This window comes from Paenibacillus naphthalenovorans, from assembly GCF_001465255.1.
Taxonomy (GTDB): domain Bacteria; phylum Bacillota; class Bacilli; order Paenibacillales; family NBRC-103111; genus Paenibacillus_G; species Paenibacillus_G naphthalenovorans.
The window spans coordinates 1-20,581 of sequence record NZ_CP013652.1; the positions used below are offsets into that span (position 1 = coordinate 1).

At 48.7% G+C, this 20,581-nt stretch carries 11 protein-coding genes, 7 tRNA genes and 2 rRNA genes; 16 read left to right on the plus strand and 4 right to left on the minus strand.

Features of this window, described 5'->3' with window-relative positions; translation table 11 throughout:
- The first annotated feature begins 150 nt into the window (after window positions 1-150).
- From IJ22_RS00010 to IJ22_RS00050, 9 genes are all read left to right on the plus strand, one after another.
- A 23S ribosomal RNA gene (locus IJ22_RS00010) occupies window positions 151-3,063 on the plus strand.
- A gap of 73 nt (window positions 3,064-3,136) precedes the next feature.
- A 5S ribosomal RNA gene (gene rrf / locus IJ22_RS00015) occupies window positions 3,137-3,253 on the plus strand.
- Between the two features lie 5 nt (window positions 3,254-3,258).
- Window positions 3,259-3,334: transfer RNA gene (locus IJ22_RS00020), tRNA-Asn, on the plus strand.
- A 41-nt stretch (window positions 3,335-3,375) separates the two neighbouring features.
- A tRNA-Glu gene (locus IJ22_RS00025) sits at window positions 3,376-3,447 on the plus strand.
- Between the two features lie 6 nt (window positions 3,448-3,453).
- Window positions 3,454-3,529 (plus strand) — tRNA-Val (locus IJ22_RS00030).
- Between the two features lie 8 nt (window positions 3,530-3,537).
- A tRNA-Met gene (locus IJ22_RS00035) sits at window positions 3,538-3,614 on the plus strand.
- 4 nt (window positions 3,615-3,618) lie between these two features.
- Window positions 3,619-3,690: transfer RNA gene (locus IJ22_RS00040), tRNA-Gly, on the plus strand.
- A gap of 128 nt (window positions 3,691-3,818) precedes the next feature.
- A tRNA-Arg gene (locus IJ22_RS00045) sits at window positions 3,819-3,892 on the plus strand.
- Between the two features lie 294 nt (window positions 3,893-4,186).
- Window positions 4,187-4,263: transfer RNA gene (locus IJ22_RS00050), tRNA-Pro, on the plus strand.
- Between the two features lie 233 nt (window positions 4,264-4,496).
- Here the strand turns inward: IJ22_RS00050 and IJ22_RS00055 are convergent.
- The 4 genes from IJ22_RS00055 to IJ22_RS00070 form a co-directional block, all read right to left on the minus strand.
- Window positions 4,497-5,966, minus strand: a complete 1,470-nt coding sequence (locus tag IJ22_RS00055; RefSeq protein ID WP_062406262.1) for a sugar porter family MFS transporter — start codon at window positions 5,964-5,966, stop codon at window positions 4,497-4,499.
- 175 nt (window positions 5,967-6,141) lie between these two features.
- Window positions 6,142-7,485 (minus strand): AraC family transcriptional regulator, encoded by a 1,344-nt coding sequence (locus tag IJ22_RS00060; protein ID WP_062406264.1) that lies wholly within the window; start codon window positions 7,483-7,485, stop codon window positions 6,142-6,144.
- Window positions 7,470-8,912, minus strand: coding sequence for a sensor histidine kinase (locus IJ22_RS00065; RefSeq protein ID WP_062406265.1), 1,443 nt, complete (start codon window positions 8,910-8,912; stop codon window positions 7,470-7,472). The genes IJ22_RS00060 and IJ22_RS00065 overlap by 16 nt, the downstream gene beginning before the upstream one ends.
- Entirely contained in the window at window positions 8,909-9,901 is a 993-nt protein-coding gene (locus IJ22_RS00070) for a sugar-binding protein (protein WP_062406266.1), read from the minus strand. Before IJ22_RS00070 ends, IJ22_RS00065 begins: the two co-directional genes overlap by 4 nt.
- Window positions 9,902-10,154: 253 nt before the next feature.
- Between IJ22_RS00070 and IJ22_RS00080 the strand changes: the two genes are divergently transcribed.
- The 7 genes from IJ22_RS00080 (at window position 10,155) to IJ22_RS00110 (ending at window position 20,572) form a co-directional block, all read left to right on the plus strand.
- The gene (locus IJ22_RS00080; RefSeq protein ID WP_062406270.1) at window positions 10,155-11,966 is read left to right on the plus strand and encodes a sensor histidine kinase; all 1,812 of its coding nucleotides are present in this window, start codon (window positions 10,155-10,157) and stop codon (window positions 11,964-11,966) included.
- A complete protein-coding gene (locus tag IJ22_RS00085) occupies window positions 11,963-13,501 on the plus strand; it encodes a response regulator transcription factor (RefSeq protein ID WP_062406272.1) in 1,539 nt (512 codons plus the stop codon). The genes IJ22_RS00080 and IJ22_RS00085 overlap by 4 nt, the downstream gene beginning before the upstream one ends.
- 173 nt (window positions 13,502-13,674) lie before the next feature.
- Window positions 13,675-14,901, plus strand: coding sequence for an ABC transporter substrate-binding protein (locus IJ22_RS00090; RefSeq protein ID WP_139170810.1), 1,227 nt, complete (start codon window positions 13,675-13,677; stop codon window positions 14,899-14,901).
- An 88-nt stretch (window positions 14,902-14,989) separates the two neighbouring features.
- Complete coding sequence (locus IJ22_RS00095; RefSeq protein ID WP_062406274.1) at window positions 14,990-15,937, plus strand: carbohydrate ABC transporter permease; 948 nt, start codon at window positions 14,990-14,992, stop codon at window positions 15,935-15,937.
- A gap of 5 nt (window positions 15,938-15,942) precedes the next feature.
- Complete coding sequence (locus IJ22_RS00100; protein ID WP_062406276.1) at window positions 15,943-16,767, plus strand: carbohydrate ABC transporter permease; 825 nt, start codon at window positions 15,943-15,945, stop codon at window positions 16,765-16,767.
- A gap of 78 nt (window positions 16,768-16,845) precedes the next feature.
- Complete coding sequence (locus IJ22_RS00105) at window positions 16,846-18,927, plus strand: amylo-alpha-1,6-glucosidase (protein WP_062406278.1); 2,082 nt, start codon at window positions 16,846-16,848, stop codon at window positions 18,925-18,927.
- A gap of 22 nt (window positions 18,928-18,949) precedes the next feature.
- Entirely contained in the window at window positions 18,950-20,572 is a 1,623-nt protein-coding gene (locus IJ22_RS00110) for a glycoside hydrolase family 13 protein (protein WP_062406280.1), read from the plus strand.
- The last annotated feature ends 9 nt before the right edge of the window (window positions 20,573-20,581 follow it).

The following is a 20,581-nucleotide window of genomic DNA, read 5'->3' on the forward strand; positions in this document are numbered from 1 at the left end:
AGTTTTGAAAGGTGCAATGCCTTTCAAAACCGTTTGTTCCTTGAAAACTGGATATCGAAACAAAGCAAAATGCTGAATCATCCCGCTGCGATTTTTGTAAGAAAATCGTCAGCAGCCGATACGTAAGTGTCGGTACCGAATAACCAAATTGGTTAAGCTAATAAGAGCACACGGAGGATGCCTAGGCGCTAGGAGCCGATGAAGGACGTGGCGAACGACGAAATGCCTCGGGGAGCCGTAAGCAGGCTTTGATCCGGGGATGTCCGAATGGGGAAACCTGCGTATCGTAATAGATACGTACCATGCAGTGAATACATAGCTGCATTGGAGGCAGACGAGGGGAACTGAAACATCTAAGTACCCTCAGGAAAAGAAAACAAAAGTGATTCCGTCAGTAGCGGCGAGCGAAAGCGGATTAGCCCAAACCAGGGGGCAAGCCCCCTGGGGTTGTGGGACGTCAACGTGGGTTGAGCAGAGTAGGTGAAGCGGTCTGGAAAGGCCGGCCAGAGAAGGTAACAGCCCTGTAGCCGAAATTCTGCGAAAGCCCTAGACGGATCCCGAGTACCGCGAGACACGTGAAACCTCGTGGGAATCCGGCAGGACCATCTGCCAAGGCTAAATACTCCCTGGCGACCGATAGTGAAGCAGTACCGTGAGGGAAAGGTGAAAAGAACCGCGGGAGCGGAGTGAAAGAGAACCTGAAACCGTGTGCTTACAAGAAGTCAGAGCCCGTTAAAGGGTGATGGCGTGCCTTTTGTAGAATGAACCGGCGAGTTACGTTTGCAAGCGAGGTTAAGGTGAGAAGCCGAAGCCGCAGCGAAAGCGAGTCTGAATAGGGCGAATGAGTTTGCAGGCGTAGACCCGAAACCGTGTGATCTACCCCTGTCCAGGGTGAAGGTGCGGTAACACGCACTGGAGGCCCGAACCCACGAATGTTGAAAAATTCGGGGATGAGGTGGGGGTAGCGGAGAAATTCCAATCGAACTCGGAGATAGCTGGTTCTCCCCGAAATAGCTTTAGGGCTAGCCTCGGGAGATGCGTCGTGGAGGTAAAGCACTGATTGGGTGCGGGGCCCGCCAAGGGTTACCAAGTCCAGTCAAACTCTGAATGCCACAGACGTTAACCCGGGAGTCAGACAGTGAGTGCTAAGATCCATTGTCAAGAGGGAAACAGCCCAGATCATCAGCTAAGGTCCCCAAGTGTGTGTTAAGTGGGAAAGGATGTGGAGTTGCGCAGACAACCAGGATGTTGGCTTAGAAGCAGCCACCATTCAAAGAGTGCGTAATAGCTCACTGGTCGAGTGACTCTGCGCCGAAAATGTAACGGGGCTAAACACACCACCGAAGCTATGGGTCCAGCAATGGGCAGTAGGGGAGCGTTGTAATCGGGTTGAAGTCAGACCGTGAGGACTGGTGGACTGGTTACAAGTGAGAATGCCGGTATGAGTAACGAAAAGATCAGTGAGAATCTGATCCGCCGAAAGCCTAAGGGTTCCTGAGGAAGGTTCGTCCGCTCAGGGTAAGTCGGGACCTAAGGCGAGGCCGAAAGGCGTAGTCGAAGGACAACAGGTTGAAATTCCTGTACCACCGTGAACCGTTATGAGCGATGGGGTGACGCAGAAGGATAGTGACGCGAGCTGATGGATGCTCGTCCAAGCAGTGAGGCTGGTGTGCAGGCAAATCCGCACATCGAAAGGCTGGGCTGTGATGGGGAGGGAAAATTGGAGTACCGAAGGTCATGAGTTCAGGCTGCCAAGAAAAGCCTCTAGCCAGGGAGAAGGTGCCCGTACCGCAAACCGACACAGGTAGGCGAGCAGAGAATGCTAAGGCGCGCGGAAGAACTCTCGTTAAGGAACTCGGCAAAATGACCCCGTAACTTCGGGAGAAGGGGTGCCCCGGTAGGGTGAATAGCCCGAGGGGGCCGCAGTGAAAAGGCCCAAGCGACTGTTTAGCAAAAACACAGGTCTGTGCGAAGCCGCAAGGCGAAGTATACGGGCTGACGCCTGCCCGGTGCTGGAAGGTTAAGGGGAGCGGTTAGGGTAAGACCGAAGCTGTGAACCGAAGCCCCAGTAAACGGCGGCCGTAACTATAACGGTCCTAAGGTAGCGAAATTCCTTGTCAGGTAAATTCTGACCCGCACGAATGGCGTAACGACTTGGGCGCTGTCTCGACGAGAGATCCGGTGAAATTTTAATACCTGTGAAGATGCAGGTTACCCGCGACAAGACGGAAAGACCCCATGGAGCTTTACTGCAGCTTGATATTGGACTTTGGTACGATCTGTACAGGATAGGTGGGAGCCAGGGAAGCATGAGCGCCAGCTTGTGTGGAGGCGACGTTGGGATACCACCCTGATCGTATCGGAGTTCTAACCTGGTGCCCTAAGCGGGTATGGGGACAGTGTCAGGTGGGCAGTTTGACTGGGGCGGTCGCCTCCTAAAGCGTAACGGAGGCGCCCCAAGGTTCCCTCAGAATGGTTGGAAATCATTCGCAGAGTGCAAAGGCAAAAGGGAGCTTGACTGCGAGACAAACAGGTCGAGCAGGGACGAAAGTCGGGCTTAGTGATCCGGTGGTACCGAATGGAAGGGCCATCGCTCAACGGATAAAAGCTACCCTGGGGATAACAGGCTTATCTCCCCCAAGAGTCCACATCGACGGGGAGGTTTGGCACCTCGATGTCGGCTCATCGCATCCTGGGGCTGAAGTAGGTCCCAAGGGTTGGGCTGTTCGCCCATTAAAGCGGTACGCGAGCTGGGTTCAGAACGTCGTGAGACAGTTCGGTCCCTATCTGTCGCGGGCGCAGGAAATTTGAGAGGAGCTGTCCTTAGTACGAGAGGACCGGGATGGACGTACCGCTGGTGTACCAGTTGTCTCGCCAGAGGCACGGCTGGATAGCCAAGTACGGAAGGGATAAGCGCTGAAAGCATCTAAGCGTGAAGCCCCCCTCAAGATGAGATTTCCCAGTAAGTAAGACCCCTTGTAGACGACGAGGTAGATAGGTTCGGGGTGGAAGCACGGCAACGTGTGGAGCTGACGAATACTAATCGGTCGAGGGCTTATCCAAAAAGCACATGAAGATGATCAGCAGCTTGGTTTCGATCCAGTTTTCAGGGCGCAAGCCTTGAGAAATGAATACGTTTGGTGATGATGGCGGAAGGGAACCACGCGTACCCATACCGAACACGGCCGTTAAGCCTTCCAGCGTCGATGGTACTTGGACCGCAGGGTCCTGGGAGAGTAGAACGTCGCCAAGCGATATTCCCCGATAGCTCAGTTGGTAGAGCACTCGACTGTTAATCGAGTTGTCACAGGTTCGAGTCCTGTTCGGGGAGCCATCTATTCCATAAAGTAATCTCATAGAAATACATATTATCGGGGCCCGTTGGTCAAGGGGTTAAGACACCTCCCTTTCACGGAGGTAACAGGGGTTCGAATCCCCTACGGGTCATTATGTGAACGCTTAGCTCAGCTGGGAGAGCATTACCTTGACAGGGTAAGGGTCGGCGGTTCGATCCCGTCAGCGTTCACCATATCCTATCGCGGGGTGGAGCAGTCCGGTAGCTCGTCGGGCTCATAACCCGAAGGCCGCAGGTTCAAATCCTGCCCCCGCAACCAATACGCGGAAGTGGCTCAGGGGTAGAGCATCGCCTTGCCAAGGCGAGGGTCGCGGGTTCGAATCCCGTCTTCCGCTTCAGTAATGAATTTGGAGATCAGGATGAGAACCCAAATGGGTTCGTCGGAGCATCAACTTCGTTAAGAATACTCCGCAGTCTCGGAGTGTAACGGAGAGTATCCCGTCTTCCGCTCCATCGTCAATATGTGCCCTTAGCTCAGCTGGATAGAGCGTTTGACTACGAATCAAAAGGTCGGGAGTTCGAATCTCTCAGGGCACGTAGTGAAACAAAGTGAACTGAGATAGATGAGAAGGGTAAGAGTTCGTCGGAGCTCTGCTACGGTAGGAATCACATCACAGTCGGCCTGAAGGGCCGCATCTCTCAGGGCACGTAGTGAACTTAAGTATGATGAGAGTGTCGGTGCTGCAAGTTTTCGTAGAAAGCACATTGCTTCAGAAGGCTAGCGTTGCAATCTGTTGAAATGCTGCATTCTTAGGACACTAAGCGATCCATTTAAAATCGTGTGGAAAGCCGCAGCGGTACAAGTCCGTCTACCGGCATAAAATATATTATCGGGACGTAGCTCAGCTTGGTAGAGCACCTGGTTTGGGACCAGGGGGTCGCATGTTCGAATCGTGTCGTCCCGACCATTATTTTTAGATAAAAGATAAGCTGCGTATACACGCAGCTTTTATGTTTTTATATATGTCTGTTTATTCAGTCTTGATACAACATCTATTACTGTGTACTATACTGACCTCTATTGCGCTGATTTTCAAACTAACCGATGCCGCGCCCCCCTGGTTTCGCACCTGCCCGCTGGCTGCAGTCGCCCTCCCACAAAAAAGATGCCGTCCGAAGAGGACGGCATCTTCCATAGATATTAAGCTTTCTTCACTGACCATAAGGATTCGATTTTCTCGAGGGATTTGCCCTTTGTTTCGGGTACAATGCGCCAGGTGAAAATGAAAGTGAACAAAGACATCGCGCCAAAGATCCAGAAGGTAATCGCCGGCCCTGCGGAACTCAGCAGGGGTGGAAACGACTGGGATACAACGTAATCCGCCGCCCACAGCGCCATGGCCGCAATCGCCGTAGCTTTCCCGCGGATACGGTTCGGGAAAATTTCGGACATAATCACCCATACGACCGGCCCCAGAGAGATGGCGAAGGAGGCCACATAAAGCAAAATAAAGATCAATACCACTGGCCCGAAGGTATTACCCGTGTGAAAAGCCAAGCCTATAACAAGCAGGCACAGCGTCATTGAGGACGAACCGACCAGCAGCAGTACTTTGCGCCCAACTTTGTCAATCAGCCACAAGGCCAGAATGGTGGAAAGAAAATTGATCAAACCGACCAGAATGGTCTGGATCAGCGAGGCATTCGTACCTGCGCCTGTTGCTTTGAAAATTTCGGGGGCATAATACATAATGGCGTTAATTCCTGTGATCTGCTGAAGAATAGCCAGCCCTACCCCTACAATCAAGGCGATCCGCAGCCCGGGATTAAACAGCTGCCGGATCGATCCGCTTTCCTGCTTGAACGATTCCTTGATATCCAATACTTCCTGTCTGGCCAAATCTTCGCCATGAATCCTCAGCAGAATCGGCAGCGCTTCTACCGGTCTTCCCTGCTTGATTAGCCATCTGGGGCTTTCAGGTACGAAGAAGAGCAGAACCAGGAACAGGAATCCGGGAATGGCGCCTACGCCGAACATCCACCGCCAAGCTGTGGAGATTTGCCAAGCTTCGTCTCCGGATCCGGCAATCCACAAATTCACGAAATACGTAAGAAAAATGCCGGTAACGATGGCCAGCTGGTTCAGTGCGACCAGACGGCCCCGGTATTTGGCGGGTGCAATTTCCGCATTATAGAGCGGACATAAGGTGGATGTAATACCGATGCCGATTCCGCCGATGATCCGGGCAACAATATAACCGGTGAAAGTTGCCGGGATAGCGGAGCCGATCGAGCCGATGATAAAAAGAATCGCTGCGAAGATCAGCACTTTTTTCCGGCCAAAGCTGTCGCTCAGCACACCGGAGGCTGCAGCTCCGACAATACAACCGATAATTAGACTGGAAACGGCCCAGCCGACCTGCAGATTGTTTAAGTGAAATTTTTGTTCCATAAAACCAATCGCACCGGATACCACAGCCGTATCGAATCCGAATAATAAACCACCCAAGGCGGCAACCATGGAAACAAGCGTTACAAACTTTATGCTTACTTGTTCATTCGGTTTGTTGATCGTCAATTCCAAGTTTCTTATCTCCCTTCCAACATTCCGTTTTTTATATATCCCTTGGTTTGACTTTGACCTTGTCTCTTGTTCAGAAACGAACTTCATTATATCATGGGGAGCTTTGGACTAAGGGAGAAATCACCTTCACTAATCTGTGGTCTTTCCGCATTTAATTTGCACGAGCCGCTTTTTTTCGTGATTTGATGAAAAACTAGCACATTCTTGTCCTGCAAACATAAAAAAATCCATGCGTAATAGACATGGACGTTAAGATGAAGCCTTATCTGGATTGGCCGCGATACTCGGTCGGCGTAACGCCGGTGATTTTTTTGAAGACCCGGCTAAAATAGTTCGGGTCTTTATACCCTACCATAAAGCAGATTTCCTTAAGGCTCAAATGATCCGAAGCCATCAGCTCTTTGGCTTTAGCAATTCGCAAACCGGTGACAAAATCAATAAACGTTTCTCCAAACCGCTGTTTAAATATTTTGCTGAAATAATGGGGATTCAGATGGACGAAGTCCGCCACTTCTTCAAGGGATAGATCCTCGGTGTATTTTCCCTGTATATAGTTCTTGGCTCTTTCCAGAACGGTCAAGGTTTGCTGTTCGCGTTCTTCACGGATTCGCTGCAAAGCGGAAATGACGTAGGAGCGGTGAGGCGTTTCCATGGTTAAAGGCGACTTTTCCCGCTCGGAGATTCCATGGCCGTCTCCATGCTTCAACTCGTCAAAGTGGCATACCGTTCCGCCGTGTTCATAATAGGTAGATGCAAAAACCGCTTCAAAATAAGATTTGCGCAGTCCTTCCGCCCCGTTCCGGGCTGTTCCGATGCCGACTGAAACCGCCAAATCGAGCTGACGATCAGCCAAAGCACACAGCTTTTCTCCATACCGTTTCGTTTCCTCTTTCCATTGGTCATCCTGGATCCCGGGTGTTTTTCGCATGAAAATCGCCATATGACGGTCAATCAATGAGCTGACAATGCAGGTCGCTCCATGCGTCTTGGCGTAGCTGCGGATAATATCGTATATCTTCTTCTTGTCCAGAGTATAAACGTCCTCCGGAAAAGCGACCACGACCGCACAGCCTTGATCGAGAGGAAAGTCGAGCCAATCGGACAACTCCTCGACGCCCGTATCCAAAATTTGATCGACCATGAACATGAGCGCCAGCTCATTTTCTACCATCGGCAGCAGCTGCGATACTTTGTGCCTGAGTTCCAGTTCATCCGTTCGCTTGCGCTTCTCTAGCTCCAACTCCCCGACCAGCTGTTCGAGCGTTTTAACCACTTGTTCGCGCCGAACCGGTTTGACGAGGTATTCTTTGACGCCGAGCGAAAGCGCCTCTTTGGCATAAGCAAAATAATCATAGGCCGTGACCAGCACAAACTTCGTATCCGGAAGACGTTCCTTGATTTCCCGTATGGCCGCCAGCCCCTGGATACCGGGCATATTCACATCCATCATCACGATATGCGGACGATACTCCTCGGCCCGCTCTATAGCCATCCGGCCATTCTCGGCATGGATAACCTGGAATGTATCCGGCAGCATATGCTGAATGATCCATTCCAGTCCTTCCCGTTCCAAATCCTCGTCATCCGTGATCAATAGCCGATACATGTTTTGGAGCCACCTTCCTTTCGATAGGGAATGATCATCGTCACCGTTGTTCCTTTTCCCGGCTCGCTATCAATGTCGACAAGCGCTTGCTGTCCGTAAAATAACTGCAGCCGTTTGAACACATTTCGGGTTCCGATGCCTGCAGAGTTCTTTTTATCGCTCTCCGCTTCCATCCGCAGTAATGCCTGTCTGACTTCCTCACTCATTCCGCTCCCGTTGTCAGATACCGTGATGCGTATACCTTCCGGAGCACGCACAATGTGAAGACGGATGACGGCTCCTTTCTCCATGCCTCCAATCCCGTGTACGAACGCATTTTCTACAATGGGTTGAAGCGTCAGGGAGGGAATGGGCTCCTGCAGCACGGATTCGTCGATATCCATCTCGATGCGGATCCGGTCCCGAAAACGGGCCTTTTGAATCGTAATGTATTCCTTCACGTTTTCAAGCTCATCCTGAAGGGTGACCGGCTGATCGAGATTGCGCAAATTATAGCGCAGGAGATTCGACATGGAGATGATCAGATCACTTGTTTTTTCCGCACCTTCCAGCAGAGCCAGTTTGGAGAGCACGTTAAGCGAATTAAACAGAAAGTGGGGGTTTATCTGGCTTTGCAGCGCCTGCAGCTCTAATTCTTTGACCAACCGGTCTTTTTCCAGACTTTCTTTGTCTTTTTCGATCAACATTTTCAGATCGGTCGACATTTGCTTGAAGGCATTCGATAATAATCCCAGTTCATCGCTCGAGCGAATTGGCGCAGGATCTACAGGCAGGTTTCCCTTGGACATCTGTTTGGCCATATCGACAAGGCGGCCGACAGGAACGGTAATGCTGCGGGAAATCCAGACCGCAAGCACGATGCTCAACAGCGTATTGATGACGAAGACGGCCGCGCCCAAACGGTTCATGAGCGCATTCTCATTTTGAATTTGCTTGTAGACCGGCTGATAGTAGCCGAGCTCCAAATCGACGAGACGCTGCGCCTCCTCACGGATAAAACCGGTCGTCTTCTCCGCCTCCCCGTAGTGGTCCAGCGCGGCGCGCGGCGACTGGGCTTCCGCTGCGGTGAGTGCGGCCTGCTCCTGCTCCAGAAGTGTGTCCAGCATATGCACGTAGCCCGTCAGTGTCGAAGCAGGGAGAGAGGGGCTTGTTTTTGCGATAAAATCGGCGCGAATATGCTGCAGCTTGGTCCGCATTTGCCCCAGTTCGGCTCCGCTGCTTCCGCCGGGGTTGACCAGATAGCCGTAAAGCAGCCTGAGCGTGTCCTCGGACGTCTGAGCGGATTGTTTATATAACAGGATGCGGTCCATCATTACATCGTAGCTTTGCCGCACGATTTTTCCGCTCTCAAATAAAAAGAATGTGACCGAATTGGCCAGCAGCACCAGCAATGGAATAAACACCAGCAATTTTTGTCGAATGGTCATCGGCAGCTTCCTCCGGCTCCGTTACCGGCCGTATTCCGGTCGAGCACAGCGATCGCGGTATAATGCTGCCGTTGCAAATTATTTCCTTGGAAATAATCGTTCAGCATCGATACGGCATGATATCCCATTTCATGAGGCTGCTGTACAATCGTCGACACAATCCTGCACTGCCGGATGCCTTCCTTTGTTTCCTCCAAATCGTCGAATGCGAAAATACTCACTCCCTGCGGAATGACACGTTCGACAGCTTCCATCATTCCCGGTCCGTCCAGCGCGCTGAAACCGACCAGATACCGGATTTGGGGATGACTCAGAAGCATTTCTTCCGTTTGTCCCGCCGCCTGGAGCCGGGAGATATTCGACGAGCGCACATCGACAATGGCAAGCTCCGGATAGCGGCTGATGACCGAGCGGAAGCCTTCGAGCCGCATCCGCTGATTGTCCGCCTCCGCTTTACCGAGCAGTACACCTATACTGCCCTGACCTCCCGCCGCTTGTACAACAAGCTCGCCCATTTTTTTCCCTGCTTCCAGATTATCCGTGCCTACATAAGACAGTCTCCGACTTCCCGGTTCATCCGTATCCACGGTAATCACGGGAATTCCTTGGTTCATGGCCTTGTCAATCAGCGTCCGATAGTAAGGATCATTGATTCCCTGGATCAACACCGCGTCGGCTTTGGCGGCAATCGATTTCTCCAACAGCTTGATCTGCTCTGCCGGATTGATTCGGAACGGCCCCATATATTCGAGAGTCATTCCGTATGCCGCGGCCGCTTCCTTTGCTCCTTGCTCTACGGCCCGCCAGAACGGATTGTCCAGCTCTTGGGAGATTAACACGACATGCCGTGTGTCTATAACCACACCACCCGATTTTAAGGGCTGAACCAGCTCGCGGATGCGCAGCGCAGATAACAAAAAGCTCAAAAGCAGGCAGGCGAACAGGATAAAAAGAAGGAGAATTCCCAGATTCCATTTGCGATTCGACATTTGCAGCTCCTTTGGAACGTTCAGATATACGCTCATTATACAAAAACCTTGAAGCCAAACCAAAATGGCTTCGGCGGGACGAACCTTTTGTCTTATGAAGAATGGATTTGGAACCCATCCATGCTCAGAAGAGGCTTGGATCGTATTTTTTACTTTCTTTTTGGTAAATTAACGATAGGTTTACCCGAAAGTTACCGGGTCAGGTGAATCTGGTATAATGAAAGTATAGATTGAAGTGAAAAAGAGTGATCGGATGACCGGTTTCAGGAATAAATTAAGAAATGTAAGTTTAAGAAATAAACTTATTGCTGTTTTTTCATGCTTTATTGTGATTCCTTTTGTGATCATCGGCGGGACCTTGTCCTGGCTGTATGTGGATTCCAATCGGAGCATGATTTTGGACGCGGCAGTAGAAAATAACAAGCAAATTGTGAAAAATATGGACAGCTCTCTAAATCCATTATTACGGTTGGCGATGTATCCCGAGCATGATCCGAGCATCTTTCAAATTATGCGCAAGGATTATACCGCGTATCCTTATCCCCTGTATGAAAGGCAGAAGGATTTTGAAACGGTGGGCGGGATTATTAGAAACAGCATGCTGCTCTATACCGATTTGATTGAATCGGTTGTGATTTACCAAAGCAAAAATCATATCGTCATCGGCAGAAGCAACGACGATTACATGGATCATCATTATTTGGAGCATGAATTTTATCATGAACCGTTTGTACAAAACATTTTGCAGAACAAGGGACGATATGTTCCTGTCGGCATTCATCCCGAAAAATTGCTGTCTTTTCATGAAAAACCTGTTGTCTCGATCGGCCGGGCGATCATGGACCCTTATACGAAAGAAAATCTCGGGCTGATTCTGTTGAACGTCGGGGTCGATCAACTGAAAACATTATGGAGTGACATTCAATTTACGGAGCATACCCGTTTCTACCTGATCGATGAAAATGAAAATGTAGTGTACAGCAAAAACAGCAGCGAGATAGGCAAACCTTCAGCCGATGTACTGGGCCAGGATATGGCGGGCATCGGCGGAGAGGAACAAGAAACAAGAGAGAGCAAAGATCATTATTTAATCACTTCCACTTCCACCATCACCCCTTGGAAAGCCGTTACGCTGATTCCGAAGGATGAATTGTTTGGTTTTGTGGATATTATCGTAAGAACGATTGTTATTTCGTTGATCCTGCTGCTTGGATTGTCCATCGTTGCTTCGATTTATGTCGCTACGAGCATCACGAAGCCCCTTTCGGTTTTAAATGAGAAAATGAAGCTGGTCTCGCAGGGGAACCTGGACGTCGCCATCGACATTCAGCATGGGGAAGTAGGCAGAATCAGCATCACTATTGACCGCATGTTAAAGGAAATACGAAGGCTGATTCAGAGGATATATAAGGAAGAACAAGAAAAGCGGCAGCTTGAGCTTGTAGCGCTGCAATCGCAAATCCGGCCCCACTTTATGTACAACACCTTGAATGTTATCAAATGGATGGCCAAGATCCAGGGGGCAACCGGGATTGAAGAGGCGCTGACCGCGTTTTCCTCGGTGATTAAATTTACGGCCAAAACCGAGAGCGATTACGTCACCATCAGGGAGGAAGTCGAATTTATTCAAAACTACACGAAAATTCTGGACTTCCGTTATCTGAATAAATTTGAAGTTTTTTATGCCATCGATCCGAATGTACTTGAATACAAGACATTGAAGTTTCTTCTCCAGCCCTTGGTCGAAAATGCAATCTTTCACGGGTTCGATGAAATTCCGTATAAAGGGAAGCTGGAGATTCGAATCAATGAGGAAGCAGGCCGCATCATCATGCTCGTGACGGATAACGGAAGAGGGATGTCCAAGGCGGAGCAGCAGGAGCTTGAACAAGGAAGTGCGGCGGATCAGATGAATTCGATCGGCATCAAAAATATACGCAAAAGAATAGAGCTTCATTACGGGGAAGGCTATGGTTTATGGATCACAAGCGGGGAGAACAGCGGAACGACAGCAAAAATCGTGATTCCCGTCATTAAGAATGGAAAATCGGGTGAGTTTGAATGAGAGTCTTAATTGTGGATGATGAACCATTGGTCCGAATCGGACTTAAATCGGCCATCCGCTGGGAAGCGGGCGGAATGGAAATCGTGGGCGAAGCGGCTGACGGCGAAGAAGCCATGAAGCTGATTCTGGAACGAAAGCCGGATGCCATCATCCTGGATATCAAAATGCCGAAAAAAGACGGCCTTGAAGTGCTGGCTGAAATGAAAAAAATCGGAATTGAAGCCAAGGTGATCATCTTAAGCAGCTTTGATGACTTCACTTTGGTCAAAAAAGCCATGAAGCTGGGGGCATCGGATTATTTTCATAAGCCTGGTATGAATGAATTTGAAATCGAAAGCGCGCTGCAAAAAATAAAGGAGGAGATGGAAAGCCACCGGCATGCCGCAGATGACGTTCTAAACCGCTCGCCTCATGCCAAAGACGTCATCCTTCGAGCATGGCTTCATGAGAATACAGAGGGGATCCGGCAAACGAGATTAAAGGAAGGCAACATGTATGTTCTATTGTTTAGCATCAAAAAGTATGCGCAGGTCGTAAAACGATATACGAAAGATAATGCAGCTATACTGCCCAATACGATTTCGAATATTTTATCCGAGCTTCTGTCTAAAGAGAAAGAAGTGGAATTTGTACAGATCGAGGACAACTTGTTTGCCGTCTTCGTAAGCCATAGTGAAATCAAGAGCATGCAGGCCTCCTTTGCCCATGTGAACGATATCGTCTATCTGATCAGTTCTTCTCTGAAGCGGTTTGTGAATATCGATACGGTTTTTGGGGTTAGTGACATATTTCAAACCTATGATGAGGGTAAACAAGCAGCTGCACAAGCCAAGCAGGCATTGGAACGGAAGTTTTATCATCCAAGTGACCCGCTGTTTTATTATCAAAATCGAAACGAAGAGATGGAAGCATCCCTTGAACAGGTCAATCATTATATTGTAGCCATGAAAAACGGGCTAAAGGAAGAGAAGTACGATGAATTCGCGCTTAATTTAGCGGAATGGGAGCAGTATCTGCAAAATAAAGAGTGTATGAACGAAAAGGATGTCCATAAAATTTATCAGGGCTTGCTGTTTATGATGGAGGACGGCGAGGAATATTTGGAGAATGGAAACCTATTGGAGGAAATTGAGGATTTTAATGAACTGTCATCTTACTATCACGCGCGGTTTAATGAAAAACTGGAGGCCCGGATCTCCCAAAAAAATAAAGAGTACAGCCCGCTGATCCGCAATATCATGCAGTATATCGAAACCCATTATAAAGAAAATATATCCCTGAAAAGCCTCGGTGATCATTTCCATGTCAGCGCCAATTATATAAGCAGACTATTTAAACAAGAAGTGAACAGAGGGCTGTTTGATTATATTAATGAAATCCGCATTGAGAAAGCCAAAGAGCTGTTAAAGGATTACCGGTACAAAATATATGAGGTGGCGGAGCTGGTCGGCTTCAACAGTCAGGTTCATTTTGCGATCGTCTTTCATAAATACGTGGGGATGGCTCCGAAAGAATACAGGAAAGAAAAGGTTTGATTTTATTAAAGAAAAGTAAAAAATAATAATAAAAAGCCATCCTCCCGACAATGAACTACAATTGAAAGTACATTTTGTTAAATTAATCATCATTTGATTAATTTTTTTTTTGCCCCAATTTCGTTACCATCAAATTAGCATTAAGGATAAAACAATGATTTGGGGGAGTTGATATGATGAAAAGGCTTACGGGTATTATGCTGTTATCCTTCATATTGATCGCCGGTTTGGCGGCATGCGGCAGTGATGACAGCAGCAATCAAGCGGGAGATACTCCAAAGAAGACGACGATCACGATGGGATTTTGGGGAGCGGCCCAGGACCTGAAAGTATATCAGGATGCTGCGGCTTCCATCTCGGAAACCTATCCGAATATTGAGCTGAAAATTAAGCAGTATCCGAGCAGCGAGCAATTCTGGAACATCCTTCCCGGAGAAATTGCGGCCGGCGTAGCGCCGGATTTCATTAAAATCTCCAACGAAGGGGCCAATGAATATATCAGTAAAGATTTGTTCGCTTCATTGGATGAGCTGATTCCTGCCGCAGGCATCGATATGAATCGTTTCACGCCTGCTTCATTGGATATCTGGAAAAAAGACGGAAAACAATATGGCATTCCTAATATCAGTATGCCGGCCATGTTCTTTATTAACGAAGACCTGTGGAAAAAAGCAGGGCTTGGCGACTATCCGAAAACATGGGATGAAGTAGAAGCTGCCGCAAAAAAATTGAAGACCGACGATGTATATGGAATTACCATCAATCTGGACGCCTATCACATTACGAACTACGTGAAAAGCTACGGCGGCGATTGGGGCGGCGGAAAAACGATCAACTCCCCGGAAAACGTTCAAGCCTTGCAGAAGATCTTTGATATGTATAAAGAAGGCTTAGCCGTAACTCCGAAGTCGTTAGGTTACGGATGGGATGGAGAGGTATTTGCTAACGGCAAAGCGGCCATGACTACAGGCGGTTATTGGTACAAAGGATATTTGAAAGACGCGAATCCGAATCTGAAATATGCAGCCGTGCCGGTACCGAAAGGAACGGTGGAGGGCAGCACCATGATCTCGGATGCCTATGTGGTCTTAAAAGATGCCAAAAACAAGGAAGCGGCCCTGCAAGCTGCCTACTATTTGACGAATGACAAGACGCAGACGGAATTTTTGAAGCTTGGGTTTAACCCGGCCATTCCAAGTCTTTCTGCTCAATATTTTGAAGAAAATCCGGAGTTCAAAGCGGTGGAGCCTGCTCTAGAGTACAGCACCGATTTCAATTATCCGACAGAAACCAAGAAATTCATTGACGAGCTGGTTAAACAGCTGGAGGGATCGATTCTGGGCGGAACGAATAAATCGCCAAAAGAGATTCTCGACAGCGTTCAGCAACAATTTAAATAGTCCATCCGTTCCCGTTTCCGTCCGAGAAACGGGAACACTTTTATAATCGTTTTTTTTAACCAAATTTTGAGAATTCAGGAGGGTCATGATGGCTTCCTATGAGAATAGAAGCGTAAGTATAGGGCGAAATCGCCCCCCCAAGCAGTCATGGTTTCGTACGATTGCCGATTCGGATATGGTTGTCGGCTGGCTGTTCAGCTTACCGTTCCTGGTTCTGTGGGGATGGTGGTTTTTATATCCATTCGTGCAGTCCTTCGTAAGAAGTTTTCAGGAGGTAAGCTTCACGGCTTTAGACAAAGCCAAATTTATCGGATTACAAAACTATATTCAAATTTTGAACGATCCTGAATTTTACCGGGCGGTACTTCACTCCCTGCAGATCGTTGTGATCGCCGTACCGGTTCAAACGCTGCTGGGATTGCTCATGGCGATTCTGGTGAACCAGAAAATCAAAGGAAAAGGCATTTTTAGAACGGTCTTTTTTATCCCTTATATCACCTCTCAAATTGCGATTACGACCGTGTTTATGATGCTGTTTAAAAAAGGGACCTTCGTTACCGAATTTTTCTCTCTGTTTGGCTTCGGGAATGTGACCTGGTTTGCCGATACGAACTATGCCCTTCTATTCGTCAGTATTCTGTTTATATTTCAACAATGCGGATTCAGTATGATCGTTTATTTGTCCGCGCTCCAGGAAGTTCCTAAAGATTTATATGAAGCGGGTCAAATGGACGGCGCATCCAAATGGGCTCAATTTCGTTATATTACGGTTCCTTATTTAAAGCCGATCACGTTTTTCGTCGTTTCCGTCGCTACCATTCTAGGCTTTCAAATCTACGACCAGATTGCCGCGATTTCCAGATATGGGGCGTTAGGCTCGCCTGCCGGAGCAACCAGTACGGTCGTTACTTATTTCTATCAGCATGGTATCCGTTATATGAACATCGGCTACGGAAGCGCCGCGGTTGTCTTGTTCTTCTTCATTATTATGATCATTACCTTCCTTCAGAAAAAATGGTTGGACGATAAGGGGTGACACTGGTGCAGATCAATAAAAAATTCACTTTGCTGGGCATTTATGCCGTCATTACGATCGTTGGATGCATGTTCATCCTGCCTTTCGCCTATACGTTGTACACCTCTTTCGTTCCGATGCAGTACGTGAATAAAATAACGGGAATTTCGAACTGGACGTTGGATAATTACAAATTATTTTTTACGAATGAGGCTTACAACGTGCCCAAATGGTTCTTGAATACGGTCATTATGACGGGGATCGTCATTATCGGGAATTTGATGATTAATCCGATGGCCGGCTTTGCTCTTGCGAAGCTGGATTTTGCGGGAAAAAAAATCATCTATTGGATTGTCGTGGCCACCATGATGGTTCCCTATCACATGATCCTGATACCGGTATACGTTAATATGGCGCAGATTGGCTGGTTAAACTCTTTTGCGGCATTAACGGTTCCGTTTCTGTATCAATGTCTGTACATTTTCATGATGAGACAATTTTTTATCAGCGTACCGAACGAGTTCATTGAAGCGGCAAGGCTGGATGGATTGACGAAAATGGGGGCTTTCTGGCGCATTGTGTATCCTTTGGCCAAATCCCCGCTCATTACGATGTCGATCCTGGCGTTTGCAGGGACCTGGAACAGTTACCTGATCCCAAGCACCTTGGCTAACAGCCCGGATAAATATGTGCTCGTGGTGGGGCTCAACAGCGTGAAAGATATGTTTTTTGAAAATACGCCGCTGATCATGGCGGGGGTTGTTTTATCTATGCTGCCGATTTTGATCTTCTTCTTTTTCTTCCAGAAGCAATACATGGAGGGCATATCCAGCTCCGGGGTCAAAGGATAACCAGGGACAGGATCGGATGAAGGATTTCATAATCTGGTTATCATCGTCAATAAATTCATACGGAATGAGGCTTAGTCCATGGAATACAGTGTGATTAAAGAAGGCGACTTGTTTTTTCTGACGGATAAAAATGGAGAACTCACGGAAAATAATGAAAAGGGTTATGGCCTGTACACGAAAGATACCCGGTTCTTAAGCCGGATGGAACTGTTCGTCGATGGCGAGAAGCCTTCCCTGCTCTCATCATCGGCTAATCGAAGCTACTTCGCATCCATTCGGTTAATGAAGGATCGAAAGGATGAGGGAGCCATTGAAATTCATCGGGAGCGCTTTATATACGACGGGGTATTGTATGAAAGAGTGTCGTTAACGAACTTCTTTCCCCAAGCCGTCTCCTTTGATTTCTCGGCTGCCTTCGACGCCGATTTTCAGGATATGTTCATTGTCCGGAAGTACCGAACAGGGGAAGTCGGGAAGATCATCGGAAAGGTCACGGGTGAGCGGACCTTGTCGATCCGTTACCAAGGCGCGGATGACATGCTAAGAGAGACCTGCATCCGTTGGGATCAGAACGAGTCGGAAGTGGATGCCGACGGTATTGTCCATTATTCCATGACATTGGAACCCAAAGAAATAAAGCAGATTTGCTTCTTCATCATTCCCGTATTGGAGCAGAAATGGCCTGTTCTTCTTTCCTTTGAAGAAGGCTTGAAGCGTCTCGAAGCGTCATATGAACAATGGTACCGCGAGACGTCCCGTGTAACGACGAATGCCGATGTGTTTAACGGTTTATACCGGCGCGGGGTACAGGATTTGCGTATGTTAATGACCGACGTCGGATATGGAGAAACGCCTGTGGCCGGGCTGCCCTGGTTTGCGGTTCCCTTTGGAAGAGACAGTCTCATCACCTCTTTGTTCATGCTCCCGTTAAATCCGGAGAAGGTCAAGGGAACCCTGAGAACATTGGCCGCCTACCAAGGGGATTCTGTGGATGCTTGGCGGGACGAGCAGCCCGGAAAAATCATGCACGAAATCCGCTTTGGAGAACTGGTGAATACGCATCAGTCGCCTTTCGGCCCTTATTATGGATCGGTTGATTCCACACCTTTGTTTTTAGTATTATTAGGTGAATATGTCCGTTGGACGGGGGATCTTTCGATCGTTGAGGAATTAAAACCGAACGTTGCACGCGCGCTCGATTGGATTGACCGTGGAATCGAAGCGGGCTCGGGCTTTTTAACTTATCACCAGGAAGCGGAAAGGGGATTTCCTAACCAGGGCTGGAAGGATTCGAGCAACTCGATCGTTCACGCCTCCGGAGAGTATGCGAGATCGCCGATCGCTTTGGCCGAAGTGCAGGGCTACGTCTATCAGGCCAAGAAAAGCTTGGCGCCGATTTTTGAACGGATGGGTGAAATGGCGCTTGCAGAGAAGCTGGTCCAAGATGCCGAAGCGTTCCGGGCGAGGTTCGAACAGGCCTTTTGGATGGAGAATGAGAATTTCTACGCCATCGCACTCGACAAGGACCGGCGGCAAGTCCAATCCGTGACATCCAATCCGGGACATTTATTAATGACAGGTTTGCCGGCTGCCTCCCGTGCGGACCGGATCGCCAAGCGCCTGGTTGCCGATGACATGTTCAGCGGATTTGGCATTCGCACGATGAGTACGGAAGCCGCGGGCTATTATCCGATGAGCTACCACAATGGAAGCGTATGGCCGCATGATAACGGGATGATTCTGCTCGGGTTAAGCCGTTTGGGCTATAAGAAAGAAGCGGGAAAGGTCATCTCAAGCCTGCTTGCGGCATCCCGGTTCTTCGAATATCAGCGTCTGCCCGAATTGTTCTGCGGACATGGCTCGGAGCTCGGGTATCCCGTACCGTATCCAACCACTTGCTCTCCGCAAGCATGGGCGGCCGGGACCGCGATTGTTTTTATGCAGGCGTTGCTCGGATTACACCCGAACGCGCTGAAGAAGGAGATCCGTATCGATCCGTTTTTGCCTGAGATGATTGACGAGCTGCTGGCTGAGCATATTCCTATTGGCGCGGGGCATCTTTCTTTGAAGGTAACCCGAAGCCGGAGCGGTTCGGACCCGGTCAAGGTTGAGATTCTGGAGAATACGACCGGCTTTGAACTGATTCATTCATCGAAGTAAAACAAAGTGAGAGAGTGGGAGCATGAAAAAAACATGGTGGAAAGAAGCGGTCGTCTATCAGGTGTATTGGAGAAGCTTTTATGATACCGATGGAGACGGCTATGGGGATTTAGAGGGAGTCATTCAAAAGTTGGATTATATTCGCGAGCTTGGCGCCGATGTCATTTGGCTGAATCCGTGCTACGGCTCTCCTGATGTCGATAACGGTTACGATATTTCCGATTACCGGTCCATTATGCCCAAAGCAGGAACCATGGATACTTTCGACAGACTTCTCCAAGAGGTTCACGCCCGCGGTATGAAGCTCATTATGGATTTGGTCGTGAATCATACGTCCGACCGGCATCCGTGGTTTGTGGAATCGCGATCGTCCAAGGATCATCCGAAAAGAGACTATTATATCTGGCGGAAGGAGCCTAATAACTGGAGATCGTATTTTACGCCTTCGGCATGGGAATATGATGAAAAGACAGGGGAATATTATTTCCATTCTTTTGCCGTTGAACAGCCTGATTTAAACTGGGAAAACCCGAAGGTCAGGGAAGAAATTTACGACATGATGCGTTTTTGGCTGGATAAAGGAATCGACGGATTCCGGATGGATGTCATAAATCTTCTCGCCAAGCAGGCTGGTTTTCCTGATGCGGAGAATCCCGACAACATTTCTTATTTGGGAAATAATCCGGGGATCCATGAATATCTCCAAGAGATGCATGAGAAGGTTTTGAAGCATTACGATATTTTTACCGTGGGGGAAATTCCGTTTGTGACTCCGGAGGACGGGGTGCTTTACGTTGGAGAAGACCGCGGCGAGCTGCATACCTTGTTCCATTTTGAAGTGTGCGATTATATGGCGCATTGGGACATGCTGCGGTTCAAGGATATTCAGAAAAGATGGTACGATGACATGTGGGGAAAAGGCTGGAATTCGCAATTCTTAAATAACCATGACCACACCAGACTCGTTACCAGATTCGGCAACGATACGACGTATCGTGTGGAATCCGCCAAATGCTTCGCGACTCTGCTGCATACGCTGCCGGGGATGCCGTACATTTACCAAGGGGAAGAAATCGGGATGACCGGCGTCCGCTTCGATTCCATTGACGATTACAACGATATCGCGATGAAAAATAAATATAGGGAAGAAGTAGAGAAGGGAAGAGATCCCAAAGAAGTCTTTGAAAGTCTGCTTCATCTGTCAAGGGACAATTCAAGAACGCCCGTGCAGTGGGACGATTCGGAGAACGCCGGGTTTACGAGCGGCACGCCATGGATTAAGGTGAATCCCAATTATAAGGAAATTAACGTGGCTGCGGCTTTGGCCGATCCGAATTCGGTGTTTTATTACTACAAAAAGCTCATTCAGCTGAGAAAAGCTCATGAAGTGATGGTTTATGGAAGCTATGAGCCGCTGCTTGAGGATCATGAGCAAATATACGCTTACCTGCGCGAGCTCGGCGGCGAGAAATGGCTTGTCGTTCTGAATATCTCGGATCAGCCGGCCGTCTGTGAGCTTCCTGCATCCGTCATTTCATATCCAAGGGAGCTGTTGATCGCGAATTACCGGGAGCAGGCGAATCCAAGCGATGAATGGCAGCTGAGGCCCTATGAGTCCAGAGTATACCGTTTGAAATCATCTTAACGCAATAAC